Here is a 13031-nt window from a genome sequence, read left to right as displayed (position 1 = left end):
CGAATATTTGCCATGGACAAGACATATGATGTACAAACCCAACGAATGCAAAGGATGATGGCAATGAGTCACAGAGCAGATGAAATCAGAAAACGATTAGAGAAAAGAAGAAAACAGCTTTCCGGCTCGAAACGTTTCTCTACTCAGACAGTTTCTGAAAAGCAGAAACCCCCGTCCTGGGTGATGGTCACGGATCAAGAAAAGCATGGAACTCTTCCTGTCTATGAAGATAACATTTCAACATTTAATGGAAAACACCCTCTGGTTAAAACAGATTCAATTATCCTGAAATGTCTTCTGTCGGCCTGCCTTGTTCTCGTATCCGCCATAGCCTATAAAACAAACATTGGGCCCGTCAGCCAGATTAAACCCGTTGTTGCCAAAACCTTCGAAACTGAATTTCAATTTGCCTCAGCAAGCCATTGGTTTGAAACGAAATTTGGCAATCCGCTCGCTTTTCTGGCTCCTGAACATAAAAATAAGGAACAGCAGGTCGAAGTGGGCCAAGACCTGGTCGCGCCTGCATCCGGGAAAGTGCAGCAGGATTTTCAGGACAACGGGGAAGGGATTAAAGTCGAAACAAGCAGTGATACAATTGATAGCATAAAGGAAGGCTATGTAGTTGAAGTCAGCAAAGACAGCCAGACGGGACTGACAGTTAAGGTGCAGCATGCTGACAACACCTATAGTATTTATGGCGAGCTCAAAGATGTCGATGTTGCTTTATATGATTTTGTAGATAAAGGCAAAAAGCTCGGTTCGATTAAACTTGATGATCATAATAAAGGGGTCTATTATTTTGCCATGAAAGACGGCGATAAATTTATTGATCCGATTCAGGTGATTTCATTTGAATAAATGGCTTGACCTTATCTTGAAGATTCATGTGCATCCTTTTCTTTGGATTATCGCGGCGCTGGGACTGCTAACAGGCCATATGAAAGCATTATTATGTCTGCTCCTGATTGTACTGGTCCATGAGCTGGGGCATGCTGCTCTGGCCGTGTTTTTTTCTTGGAGAATCAAGCGTGTTTTTTTGCTGCCGTTTGGTGGAACGGTTGAAGTGGAAGAGCATGGGAATCGGCCGTTAAAGGAAGAGTTCGCGGTGATTATTGCCGGCCCTCTTCAGCACATCTGGCTTCAGCTTGCTGCCTGGATGCTTGCAGAATTCTCAGTGCTTCATCAGCATACCTTTGAACTCTTCACCTTTTATAACCTTTCTATTTTATTTGTGAATCTGCTGCCAATCTGGCCGCTTGACGGCGGAAAACTGTTATTTTTGTTGTTTTCCAAGCAGCTGCCTTTTCAAAAGGCTCACCGGCTCAATTTAAAAACGTCGCTCTGCTTCTGCCTGTTGCTCGGGTGTTGGGTTTTATTTGTGATTCCTCTGCAAATCAGCGCATGGGTTTTGTTTGTCTTTCTGGCTGTTTCTTTGTTTGAGGAATACAGGCAAAGGCACTATATCCATGTGAGATTTCTCCTTGAAAGGTATTACGGAAAAAACCGTGAGCTTGAAAAGCTGCTGCCGCTGACTGTAAAGGCAGAGGACAAAGTCTATCATGTGATGGCCGAGTTCAAACGCGGCTGTAAACATCCGATTATTATAGAGAAATCAGGACAGAAACTCAGCCAGCTTGACGAGAATGAAGTGCTGCACGCTTACTTTGCCGACAAGCGGACGAATTCCTCCATGGAGGAACTGCTGCTGCCTTACTAAAATCAATTGACAAACGTCTTGTATTTTGGTATATTTTTTAATGTTATGGATGTAGCACCATTGCTACAACCGCTCAGTACAGGTGTTAAGAGCTTTTACAGCCCCCTGGTGTCTGGCGAGTCTTAGTCTAATAGGAGGTGCAGAGAATGTACGCAATCATTAAAACAGGCGGAAAACAAATCAAAGTTGAAGAAGGTCAAACTGTTTACATCGAAAAACTTGCTGCTGAAGCAGGTGAAACAGTTACTTTTGAAGACGTTTTGTTTGTTGGCGGAGACAACGTGAAAGTCGGCAACCCTACAGTTGAAGGCGCAACAGTAACGGCTAAAGTTGAAAAACAAGGCCGCGCGAAAAAAATCACTGTTTTCAGATACAAACCAAAGAAAAACGTTCATAAAAAACAAGGTCATCGTCAGCCTTACACTAAAGTGACGATCGAAAAAATCAACGCGTAAGCATGATTCAGGCAACAGTCAGAAGGTCTCATGATAAAGGCATATTGTCTTTTGAAATGACGGGCCATGCGAATTTTGCTGAACATGGACAAGATCTTGTTTGTGCCGGAGTGACAGCTGTTGTGTTTGGAGCCGTTAACGCGGTCATTGTGCTCGCGGGTTTCGAGCCGCTTCTTGATATAGGGGAGGACGGGGGTTATTTTTACTTTGAATTCCCTGAATCTCTTGATCCGGAGGCGCGCCAAAAAGCTCAGCTGCTGATTGAAGGCATGATTGTTTCGCTGGATACAATCGAACGGGATTACAAAGATAACTTGCGTGTGACCACAAACATAATATAGGAGGTGAGCTACATGCTTAGATTAGATCTTCAGTTTTTCGCTTCTAAAAAAGGAGTAGGTTCTACAAAGAACGGACGTGACTCTGAGGCTAAACGTTTAGGTGCTAAACGTGCTGACGGTCAATTCGTAACAGGCGGTTCTATCCTTTACCGTCAACGCGGAACAAAAATTTACCCAGGTGAAAACGTGGGCCGCGGCGGAGATGACACTCTATTTGCGAAAATCGACGGAACTGTTAAATTCGAACGTTTCGGCCGTGACCGCAAAAAAGTGAGCGTATATCCTGTAGCTCAATAATGATTCAAAAAACTCCGGTCGATGATGACTGGAGTTTTTTTTGCAATATGCGGAGTAAACACCAAGAATGAAATGCAGAGTATGTGCGAGCAGACCCCGCCAAGAATGAGAATAAAAGTCTCAAACCCACTGGATATGTTCCCCAAGCAGTAATACATAAAATGTTCTGCCTGGCTGCAAATCAACCAAAGCCAGAAAAAAGGAACATGATATTTCTGGGAAAAACAATTGTTTTTCTAACAAAGCCTTCTCTGTTATAATTCATAATACACACTTATACAGACTCCTAAATAAGAAATTAAATGATTGGGAGTGCGAAAATGAAGGATGTTTCAAAAAAACAAGAAGAAAATATAAGCGACACGGCATTAACAAACGAACTGATTCATCTGCTCGGCCATTCCCGGCATGATTGGATGAATAAGCTGCAGCTGATTAAAGGAAACTTAAGCTTGCAGAAGTATGACCGCGTCTTTGAAATGATTGAAGAAATGGTTATAGACGCAAAGCACGAATCAAAGCTCTCAAACCTGAAAACACCGCATTTGGCGTTCGACTTTCTTACATTTAATTGGAAAACCCATTATATGACGCTTGAATATGAAGTTCTTGGAGAAATTAAGGATTTGTCGGCTTATGATCAAAAGCTGGCGAAACTGATGAGAAAGCTGTTTTATCTGTTTGATCAAGCAGTCAGCAGAGAGAGCGAAAATCATTTAACGGTTTCGCTTCAAACGGATCATCCTGACATGCAGCTGATTCTGTACCTTGATTTTCACGGCGCTTTTGCCGATCCATCTGCTTTTGATGATATTCAGCAAAATGGATATGAGGACGTTGATATCATGCGTTTTGAGATCACAAGTCACGAATGTCTGATTGAAATTGGGTTGGACTAGCGGAGTTTTTAACGGTTTAGAACGGAGGACATTATGTTTGTAGATCAGGTCAAAGTATATGTAAAAGGTGGCGACGGCGGCAACGGGATGGTTGCGTTTCGCCGTGAAAAATATGTGCCGAAAGGCGGCCCTGCCGGCGGTGACGGAGGAAAGGGAGGAGACGTCGTTTTTGAAGTGGATGAAGGTCTCCGCACCCTGATGGATTTTAGATACAAAAAACACTTTAAAGCGATTCGCGGGGAGCATGGCATGTCCAAAAACCAGCACGGGCGAAATGCTGATGATATGGTCATTAAAGTTCCGCCAGGCACCGTTGTGACAGACGATGATACAAAGCAGGTCATCGCTGATTTAACAGAGCACGGACAGCAGGCTGTCATTGCAAGGGGCGGAAGAGGCGGAAGAGGGAATTCCCGCTTTGCTACACCGGCTAATCCCGCGCCTCAGCTTTCAGAAAACGGCGAGCCGGGAAAAGAACGCTACGTTGTTCTTGAATTAAAAGTGCTTGCGGATGTCGGACTTGTTGGATTCCCGAGTGTTGGAAAATCCACTTTGCTGTCTGTTGTCTCATCTGCAAAACCGAAAATTGCGGACTATCACTTTACAACGCTTGTCCCAAATCTCGGCATGGTTGAAACGGATGACGGACGCAGCTTTGTCATGGCTGATTTGCCGGGACTGATTGAAGGCGCACACCAAGGGGTCGGACTTGGCCACCAGTTTTTGCGCCATATTGAACGGACGCGGGTTATCGTTCACGTCATTGACATGTCCGGTTTGGAAGGCCGCGATCCGTATGAGGATTACGTCACGATTAACCAGGAGCTGAGCGAGTACAATCTGCGTCTCACTGAGCGTCCGCAAATTATCGTTGCCAATAAAATGGACATGCCGCAGGCTGCGGAAAATCTTGAAGCCTTTAAAGAAAAGCTGACGGATGATTACCCGGTATTCCCGGTCAGTGCGGTGACAAGAGAAGGCCTTCGTGAGCTTCTGTTTGAAGTCGCCAATCAGCTGGAGAACACGCCGGAATTCCCGCTGTATGACGAAGAAGAGCTTACACAAAACCGTGTCATGTACACGATGGAGAATGAAGAAGTGCCGTTTAACATTACACGCGATCCGGACGGTGTATTTGTACTTTCAGGAGACAGTCTTGAGCGGTTATTCAAGATGACTGATTTCTCGCGTGATGAATCGGTTAAACGGTTTGCAAGACAGATGCGCGGAATGGGTGTTGATGAAGCGCTCAGAGAACGCGGAGCCAAGGATGGAGATATTATCAGGCTTCTGGAATTCGAATTTGAATTTATTGATTAATGATGGCTGAGAGGAGAGCCTGGATGTCAGGCTCTCTATTTTAAAGGGGGGATGCAAATGAAAGAGGAGACATTTTATCTTGTCCGTGAAGATGTATTGCCCGATGCGATGAGAAAAACATTGGAAGTCAAAAAGCTGCTTGACCGAAAAAAAGCAGATTCAGTGGCAGATGCCGTTCAAAAGGTGGATTTAAGCAGAAGTGCGTTTTATAAATACAGAGATGCTGTTTTTCCGTTCTACACTATGGTTAAAGAACAAATTATCACACTTTTCTTTCATTTGGAGGATAGATCAGGTGCACTATCTCAGCTCCTGCAGGCGGTAGCTGATTCTGGAAGCAACGTTCTTTCCATTCACCAGACCATCCCGCTTCAGGGCAGAGCAAATGTGACACTGTCTATCAGTACGTCTGCAATGGAAGAGGACATTCATACGTTAATGAATAAGCTCAGGAAGTTTGATTTTGTAGAAAAGGTTGAAATATTAGGTTCAGGTGCATAAGGGAGAGAAGATCGTCATGAAAGTCGGTTATTTAGGTCCAGCAGCTACATTCACACATCTAGCAGTCAGTTCTTGTTTTCAAAACGGCGCCGAACATGTTGCTTACCGCACCATACCGGAGTGTATAGATGCGGCAGTTGCAGGCGAAGTTGATTTCGCTTTTGTTCCTTTAGAGAATGCATTAGAAGGATCAGTAAATTTAACGATAGACTATTTAATACATGAGCAGCCCTTGCCAATCGTGGGTGAAATGACATTGCCGATTCATCAGCACTTGCTTGTCCATCCTTCCAGAGAGAGTGCATGGAAAGAGCTCGACAAAATTTATTCACACTCACATGCGATTGCGCAATGTCATAAATTTCTCCATCGTCATTTTCCTTCCGTTCCATATGAATACGCCAACTCAACTGGGGCGGCAGCAGAATTTGTCAGTGACCATCCTGAGCTGAATATCGGGGTCATTGCCAATGAAATGGCAGCTTCTACATACGAATTAAAAATCGTGAAACGAGATATACAGGATTATAGGGACAATCATACGAGATTTGTGATCCTGTCTCCTGATGAAAACATATCATTTGAAGTGAATTCAAAATTGAGCTCAAGGCCCAAAACGACCCTGATGGTGATGCTTCCGGATGATCAATCCGGGGCGCTGCACAGAGTGCTGTCTGCTTTTTCTTGGAGAAACTTAAACTTGTCAAAGATTGAATCACGTCCGACTAAAACCGGATTGGGCCATTATTTCTTTATTATTGATATTGAGAAAGCGTTTGATGAGGTATTGATTCCAGGTGCCATGCAGGAGCTCGAAGCGCTCGGCTGCAAAGTGAAGCTTCTTGGTGCATATCAGTCCTACCAATTATAAAAAAAGCCCAATAAAGGGCTTTTTTTAGTCTTTAATTAAAATACCGGCTTCCTCGAGTGCTTGGCAAGCTTGGTCGATGCGGTGTTCATCCGGTGCTGTCAGTGTATGAAGATGCACGCCGTCCGTCAGCTGTGATAAATAGGCGGCATTCGTAGAATTGATTTTTTTGATGAAATTGCTAACTTCCTTCCGGGTGCCTACTTGGATAGCTGCAGTTAAATCTCCGTATACTGGATGTTCAATTTTTACGTCTTTTACTGTAACACCTTCGTCCACGATAAGCTGCAGTTCCTCTTCTGTCCGTTCAGGACCGTGCAGACAAGCTATGATTCTTTCGGCCTGCTGGTGCTGCTGAGCGGCTGCATCCATGTATACATATCCTTGGCTTGTGGCGATAATCGGTTCATTTTTCGCTTTCAAGAGCGATATATCCTGAACAATTACCTGTCTTGAAACGTTCGCTTTTTTTGCGAGTTCTCCCCCTGTCAGCGGTGATGTGGATTCCTTCAGCCACAGAAGAAGCTGGTCACGCCTGTTGGCGCCCATGAGCTTTAATTCTTCGGTCAATATCAAGTTCTCCTTTCTTTTGTTCCCAAAGCGCTGTAAACGTATGTAATAACTTATCCAGCTGTTCCTCCGTTGTATGCCTTCCAAAAGAGATGCGGATAAATTGCAGGGCTTCTTGGTCTGTTTTTCTTAATGCTTTCATCGCTGCAGACGGACCGTGATAACCGGCAGAACAAGCGCTGCCCGTTGATATGCAAATATTGCTCCGATTACATTCTAACATAACATATTGTCCTTCAAATGCGTGAAAAAAACACCCGACAATATGCGGAAGACATTCCGTTTTTGAAGTGTCTGCCGCAAGAGTTACAGGGAGAGACCGAATGCTGATTTGGTCTAATAGGTATGTTCTTAATGTCTCATTGCGGGATATTTGTTTATCCATTTCGCTTAACATCAGCTCAGCAGCGGCAGTAAAGGCTCCGATCCCGGGAACATTCACGGTACCGGCTCTGAATCCGTGTTCGTGAGAGGTAAGAGGGTAAACGGGCTTCCAAGGGACATCTGAACGAATATAGACCGCGCCCACTCCTTTAGGACCGTGGACTTTATGGCTGGACATTGAGAGTGCATCCACCCCCAGTTCTTCTGTACTGATAGGGATTTTCCCAAATGTTTGAACAGCGTCGCAATGAAGAAGAATGTCCCTATTATGCAGGTATGAAGACAGACGTTGAATGGGCTGAATGATCCCGGTTTCAGAATTGGCATGCTGAATAGATACCAGGCCTGTTTCCGGGCGGATATGAGCTGCTAATATTTCCTCGGTAATAAGCCCGTATTCATCCGGTTCAATGATTGTTACATCAAATCCATGCTGTTCCAGAAAAGCAGCACAGTTATGAATGGACTGATGCTCCATAGCAGACGTAATGAAATGTCTTTTTGTTTTTGGAAGGCCGTTTAACAGTGATTGAATAGCCAGAAAATTGGATTCAGTGCCGCCGCTTGTAAAATAGATGCCGCTTGCTTCTCCGCCAATGATGTCAGCGATTTTCTCACGGCAGTACTCCAGTATGTGCTTTGCTTTTCCTCCTGCATCATGCAGGCTGCTGGCATTACCGTACATATCCATACTGAGCTTCTGATATACATTAAGGGCTTCCTCGCAAATAGGCGTTGTCGCTGCATAATCTAAATAAATCATCGGGTCGTTCCTCCATCCGTTCTCCAAAAAACTCTTGAGTTTATTTTATCCTTGTGTAAATATAAGTGTCAAGACAGGTGTAAACAACAGGAGGGTGGCATATGTCTAAAAAGACGATTGCAGTCATCGGTTCAGGGGCGGCGGCACTTTCCTTAGCGTCCGCTTTCCCGCCCTCATACGAAGTGACTGTCATCACAAAGAAAAGCACCAAAAACAGCAATTCAGTCTTTGCACAAGGCGGGATTGCTGCGGCTTATGCAAAAGGTGACTCGATTGAAGCCCATCTGGAGGATACGTTATACGCCGGGTGCGGGCATAACGATCTAGCTATTGCAGCAGACGTTTTACATGATGGGAAAATCATGATTCAAAGCTTATTGGAGAGTGAATTTCCATTCGACCGCAATGAACAAGGCGATGTTTGTCTTGGCAGAGAAGGAGCCCACTCATACAACCGCATTTTTCATGCAGGCGGAGACGCAACAGGCAGACTGCTAGTTGATTATTTGCTGAAACAGATCGACAGCAATATCGAGGTAAATGAGCATGAAACAGCAGCAGATTTGCTGATGGAGAATGGGCATTGTATCGGTGTCATCACAAAAGACAGCCAAGGGCGGATCAAGGTAAGATATGCGGATGCAGTTGTGCTGGCGGCCGGCGGATGCGGAAGCCTGTTTCTTCACCATACGAACGATCCATCTGTCACAGGTGACGGCCTTTCTTTAGCTTACCGGGCCGGAGCGGAAATAACTGATTTAGAGTTTACCCAGTTTCACCCGACACTGCTAGTGAAAAATGGTGTTTCCTATGGGCTTGTTTCAGAAGCTGTCAGAGGAGAAGGCGGATGTTTAGTTGACGAAAACGGCCGTCGGGTTATGGCTGACCGGCATCCTTTAGGTGATTTGGCTCCAAGGGACATCGTCTCCCGGGTTATTCATGAAGAAATGGCAAAAGGAAACCGTGTTTATATCGACTGCAGTGCGATTTCTGATTTCGAAGCACGTTTCCCTACCATCACCGCTATTTGTGAAAAAGCAGGGGTGAAGATCCAAAGCGGAAAAATACCTGTTGCCCCGGGAATGCACTTCTTAATGGGGGGTGTTTCAGTTAATCGCTGGGGGGAAACGACAGTGCCGGGGCTTTATGCAATAGGCGAGACGGCATGCACCGGTTTACACGGAGCCAATCGGCTTGCAAGTAATTCCTTATTGGAAGCGCTGGTGTTTGGAAAAAGAGCAGCAGAGCATATCATGCAAAAACCGGTTTATAACATGCAATATCAATCAGCACTAGAAAACAGTGTAATCTATGAGGTACCGCACACAGAGGTGTATGAACTGCAAAGCAGAATGACAAGCCACATGTCTATCTTGCGGGAACAAGGCAGTCTGATTGAGCTGAGCATCTGGCTTCATACGCTTCCTTTTCAGGAAGTGAATGTGAAGGATATCACAATACCGCAGCTGGAACTTTCTCATTTATGGCAAACTGCAAAGCTGATGACATTTTCAGCGCTTTTGAGGGAGGAAAGCAGAGGGGCTCACTTCCGCACCGATTTTCCTCAAGCTGATGTACGCTGGCAAGGAAGACAAATTGTTCATACAAAAAAGGGAACGAAGATTAGAAAAAACGAGGGGATTTGGAAAAATGAATCATTTACAGCTGAAAAAATTGCTGAATCACTTTTTTCTTGAGGACATAGGGATGGGGGATATTACATCGCAGTCAATCTTTGGAGAACAGAGCTGTGAAGCGGAGATTGTTGCAAAATCAGACGGCATCTTTGCCGGAGCTGCAGTGATAAAAGAAGGCTTTGCTTTATTAGACGAACATGTTCAAATCATTTTGCATAAAACAGATGGGGATATTTTGCGAAAAGGTGAAGTGATTGCCGTGTTATGCGGTCCGGCGGCTGCGCTTCTTTCAGGAGAGAGGGTCGTATTAAATCTCATTCAGAGGATGTCAGGAATTGCGACGATGACAAGGGAGGCTGTTCGGCGGCTGGATGATGAACAGATTAAAATTTGTGACACGAGAAAAACAACACCGGGGCTGAGAATGCTGGAAAAATACGCTGTCAGAGCAGGGGGCGGGTATAATCATCGATTCGGTTTGTATGACGGCATCATGATTAAAGATAATCATATTGCAGCATGCGGCTCTATTTTAGAGGCGTGCCAAAAAGCTCGTCAGGCAGCGGGGCATATGGTAAATATCGAGGTGGAAATTGAAACGGAGGAACAGCTGCGGGAAGCAATTGAAGCAGGAGCAGATGTTATTATGTTTGACAACTGCCCGCCTGATACGGTCCGACATTTTGCAAATCTCACACCGAACCATATAAAAACTGAAGCTTCGGGCGGGATTACGTTAGAATCTTTGCCTGCTTTTAAAGGGACGGGCGTGAATTATATTTCATTAGGATTTCTGACTCATTCCGTCAAAAGTTTAGATATCAGCATGGATGTTACATTATCAAATGAATCTGCGGAGGAATGCCGTTATGTCAATTCTTGATGTAATAAAACAATCGAATGATATGATGCCTGAATGTTATAAAGGAATGTCGAGAAAGGATATGGAAACGCGTGTTGCCGCCATTAAGAAAAAGTTCGGCAGCAGGCTCTTTATACCAGGCCATCATTATCAAAAAGACGAAGTGATACAATTTGCTGATCAAACAGGCGATTCCCTGCAGCTGGCCCAAATTGCGGAAAAAAACAAAGAAGCGGATTATATCGTATTTTGCGGCGTGCACTTTATGGCAGAGACCGCTGATATGCTGACAGGCGAGCAACAAACGGTCATCCTGCCTGATATGAGAGCCGGATGTTCTATGGCAGACATGGCTGACATGCAGCAGACCAATAGGGCATGGGAGAAGCTTCAGCATACATTCGGAGATACGATCATACCATTAACTTATGTGAACTCCACTGCGGAGATCAAGGCTTTCGTCGGTAAGCATGGCGGAGCGACTGTAACTTCTTCGAATGCGAAAAAAGTGCTTGAATGGGCGTTTACCCAGAAAAAAAGAATTTTATTTTTGCCTGATCAGCATTTAGGGAGAAATACGGCTTATGATCTGGGCATCGCGCTTGAGGATATGGCTGTGTGGGACCCGATGAAAGATGAATTAGTGACTGAGTCTGATCATAAGAATGTAAAAGTGATTTTGTGGAAAGGGCATTGCTCTGTTCACGAAAAATTCACCCCGAAAAATATCCATGATGTGAGAGAGCGTGACCCTGACATTCAGATCATTGTGCATCCGGAATGCTCACATGAAGTTGTGACGTTAAGTGACGACAGCGGATCAACGAAATATATTATCGATACAATCAACAAGGCTCCAGCGGGAAGCAAGTGGGCAATCGGAACAGAAATGAATCTTGTCCAGCGGATCATTCAAGAGCATCCTGATAAACAAATCGAATCACTCAATCCTGACATGTGCCCGTGTCTGACAATGAATCGAATCGATTTGCCGCATTTGCTGTGGTCTTTGGAACAAATAGAAAAAGGAGAACCTTCAGGCGTGATCAAGGTGCCAAAAGCCATTCAGCAAAATGCCCTCCTTGCCTTGAATCGAATGCTTGCGATCACGTAAATCAGAAATATTTCCCCTCCTTTACTCATAACTTCTTTTGTTCAGGCATATGTTGTGAAGAAACATATTGTAATCACAGCTGAACTGTTCACGTTTTGCATAGGAGGGGAAAACGTTGAAAATCCATATCGTTCAAAAAGGCGATTCGCTCTGGAAAATAGCTGAAAAGTACGGAGTTGATGTTGAGGAAGTGAAGAAACTCAATACACAGCTCAGCAGTCCAGACTCAATCATGCCTGGAATGAAAATAAAAGTGCCGTCCGAGGGTGTCCTGGTCAGAAAAGAGCCAAAAACGGGCCCGGCGGCCGGGAGTGTGAAGCAAGAACATCCAGAACACCCATATGCGAAAGAGAAGCCTAAATCCGTTGTCGACGTGGAAGACACAAAGCCGAAAGAAAAGAAGTCTGTGCCGTATGTCCCGCCGATGCCTAATTTGCAGGAAGATGTGTATCCTGAAGCTGATGTGAACGATTATTATGATATGAAACAGCTTTTCCAGCCTTGGTCGCCTCCTAAACCGGAGGAGCCAAAACATCATGACGGAAATAATGATCATATGTATCACATGCAAGATCAATTTCCACAACAGGAGGCTATGAGTAATATGGAAAATGCAAATTATCCGAATATGCCTAATATGCCAAAGGCGCCAGAGGTAGGCGGTATGGAAGAAGAAAACATTCATCACACAGTTCCGAATATGCCGGCTGTTCAGCCTTATTTTCATTATCCGGCTCATTTCGTGCCGTGTCCGGTTCCTGTTTCACCAATTCTTCCGGGTTCAGGATTATGCTACCCGTTCTATCCGGCACAACCTTATCCAATGTATCAGCCTCATGGATACCAGCCAAGTTTTGTATCGCCTCAGTATGATCCGGGTGAATATGAAAACCAGCATCATGAAAACAGCCATCACGGACATTACGGTTCATTCGGAGCGCCTCAATACGCATCACCGGCTTTTGGATCTCCGTATGGACATATGCCGTATGGCCCTCATTATGGCACACCTCAAGTGATGGGAGCATACCAGCAGGCTGCAGCTCCAGGATACATGCCGTACAAAGATCATGACGACTGCGGCTGTGATGATGGTCATCAGCCATATTTCTCCGCACCTGGATATTCGGGTCTTGGAGCTTATGGAAGTCCTAATTTGCCTTACGGCGCAGCAAACCCAAATCCTAATCCTAATCAAAATCAAAATCCATATGCGGCCGGAGTTTCAATGCCGATGACGAATCAGCCTTCAGTAAACCAAATGTTTGGCCGGCCGGAAGAAGATGATGAGTGATTGTTCGGA

16 protein-coding genes and 1 other annotated feature are annotated in these 13031 nt (G+C 44.8%); of the genes, 13 read left to right on the top strand and 3 right to left on the bottom strand.

The window, feature by feature from the left end; all coding sequences use genetic code 11:
* Nucleotides 1–63: 63 nt before the first annotated feature.
* From spoIVFA to rpmA, 5 genes are all read left to right on the top strand, one after another.
* Complete coding sequence (gene spoIVFA, locus M1M80_RS14195; protein ID WP_060399154.1) at nucleotides 64–858, top strand: stage IV sporulation protein SpoIVFA; 795 nt, start codon at nucleotides 64–66, stop codon at nucleotides 856–858.
* Nucleotides 851–1717 (top strand): stage IV sporulation intramembrane metalloprotease SpoIVFB, encoded by an 867-nt coding sequence (spoIVFB, locus tag M1M80_RS14190; RefSeq protein ID WP_019259068.1) that lies wholly within the window; start codon nucleotides 851–853, stop codon nucleotides 1715–1717. Before spoIVFA ends, spoIVFB begins: the two co-directional genes overlap by 8 nt.
* Before the next feature lie 57 nt (nucleotides 1718–1774).
* Nucleotides 1775–1850, top strand: a sequence feature (ribosomal protein L21 leader region).
* A 13-nt stretch (nucleotides 1851–1863) separates the two neighbouring features.
* Nucleotides 1864–2172: a 50S ribosomal protein L21 gene (gene rplU, locus M1M80_RS14185; RefSeq protein ID WP_003229668.1), complete on the top strand. Its 309-nt coding sequence runs from the start codon at nucleotides 1864–1866 to the stop codon at nucleotides 2170–2172.
* Between the two features lie 2 nt (nucleotides 2173–2174).
* Nucleotides 2175–2513 (top strand): ribosomal-processing cysteine protease Prp, encoded by a 339-nt coding sequence (locus M1M80_RS14180; RefSeq protein WP_003237563.1) that lies wholly within the window; start codon nucleotides 2175–2177, stop codon nucleotides 2511–2513.
* 12 nt (nucleotides 2514–2525) lie between these two features.
* Nucleotides 2526–2810, top strand: a complete 285-nt coding sequence (gene rpmA / locus M1M80_RS14175; protein WP_003222623.1) for a 50S ribosomal protein L27 — start codon at nucleotides 2526–2528, stop codon at nucleotides 2808–2810.
* 120 nt (nucleotides 2811–2930) lie between these two features.
* Here rpmA and M1M80_RS14170 read toward each other — a convergent pair whose 3' ends face one another.
* A complete protein-coding gene (locus tag M1M80_RS14170; RefSeq protein ID WP_003229671.1) occupies nucleotides 2931–3053 on the bottom strand; it encodes a hypothetical protein in 123 nt (40 codons plus the stop codon).
* A gap of 77 nt (nucleotides 3054–3130) precedes the next feature.
* Here M1M80_RS14170 and spo0B point away from each other — a divergent pair, with 77 nt between their 5' ends.
* Genes spo0B through pheA form a run of 4 tightly spaced genes read left to right on the top strand, consistent with a single transcriptional unit; the run spans nucleotide 3131 to nucleotide 6401 of the window.
* A complete protein-coding gene (spo0B, locus tag M1M80_RS14165) occupies nucleotides 3131–3709 on the top strand; it encodes a sporulation initiation phosphotransferase Sop0B (protein WP_060399153.1) in 579 nt (192 codons plus the stop codon).
* 33 nt (nucleotides 3710–3742) lie between these two features.
* On the top strand, nucleotides 3743–5029 hold the full coding sequence (gene obgE, locus M1M80_RS14160; protein ID WP_003237561.1) for a GTPase ObgE: 1287 nt from the start codon (nucleotides 3743–3745) through the stop codon (nucleotides 5027–5029).
* A gap of 57 nt (nucleotides 5030–5086) precedes the next feature.
* The gene (gene thrR, locus M1M80_RS14155) at nucleotides 5087–5530 is read left to right on the top strand and encodes a transcriptional regulator ThrR (RefSeq protein ID WP_003222630.1); all 444 of its coding nucleotides are present in this window, start codon (nucleotides 5087–5089) and stop codon (nucleotides 5528–5530) included.
* 16 nt (nucleotides 5531–5546) lie between these two features.
* The gene (pheA, locus tag M1M80_RS14150; RefSeq protein WP_003237560.1) at nucleotides 5547–6401 is read left to right on the top strand and encodes a prephenate dehydratase; all 855 of its coding nucleotides are present in this window, start codon (nucleotides 5547–5549) and stop codon (nucleotides 6399–6401) included.
* 24 nt (nucleotides 6402–6425) lie between these two features.
* Here pheA and M1M80_RS14145 read toward each other — a convergent pair whose 3' ends face one another.
* Nucleotides 6426–6968 (bottom strand): transcription repressor NadR, encoded by a 543-nt coding sequence (locus M1M80_RS14145; protein WP_032731919.1) that lies wholly within the window; start codon nucleotides 6966–6968, stop codon nucleotides 6426–6428.
* Nucleotides 6928–8115: an IscS subfamily cysteine desulfurase gene (locus M1M80_RS14140; RefSeq protein ID WP_060399152.1), complete on the bottom strand. Its 1188-nt coding sequence runs from the start codon at nucleotides 8113–8115 to the stop codon at nucleotides 6928–6930. Before M1M80_RS14140 ends, M1M80_RS14145 begins: the two co-directional genes overlap by 41 nt.
* A 101-nt stretch (nucleotides 8116–8216) precedes the next feature.
* On the opposite strand from M1M80_RS14140, the gene nadB reads away from it, so the two are divergent.
* From nadB to safA, 4 genes are all read left to right on the top strand, one after another.
* Entirely contained in the window at nucleotides 8217–9812 is a 1596-nt protein-coding gene (gene nadB, locus M1M80_RS14135) for an L-aspartate oxidase (protein WP_060399151.1), read from the top strand.
* The gene (nadC, locus tag M1M80_RS14130; RefSeq protein ID WP_060399150.1) at nucleotides 9766–10635 is read left to right on the top strand and encodes a carboxylating nicotinate-nucleotide diphosphorylase; all 870 of its coding nucleotides are present in this window, start codon (nucleotides 9766–9768) and stop codon (nucleotides 10633–10635) included. Before nadB ends, nadC begins: the two co-directional genes overlap by 47 nt.
* Nucleotides 10622–11728 (top strand): quinolinate synthase NadA, encoded by a 1107-nt coding sequence (gene nadA, locus M1M80_RS14125; RefSeq protein WP_003237556.1) that lies wholly within the window; start codon nucleotides 10622–10624, stop codon nucleotides 11726–11728. The genes nadC and nadA overlap by 14 nt, the downstream gene beginning before the upstream one ends.
* Before the next feature lie 115 nt (nucleotides 11729–11843).
* Nucleotides 11844–13022 carry a spore coat assembly protein SafA gene (safA, locus tag M1M80_RS14120; protein WP_003237554.1) on the top strand — a complete coding sequence of 393 codons (1179 nt, stop codon included), beginning with the start codon at nucleotides 11844–11846 and terminating at the stop codon, nucleotides 13020–13022.
* Nucleotides 13023–13031: the final 9 nt, after the last annotated feature.

It is taken from the genome of Bacillus inaquosorum (genome assembly GCF_023238325.1).
GTDB classification, from domain to species: Bacteria; Bacillota; Bacilli; order Bacillales; family Bacillaceae; genus Bacillus; species Bacillus inaquosorum.
The sequence above is the reverse complement of the archived record's forward strand: the minus strand, read 5'-3'. Positions and strand labels throughout refer to the sequence as shown.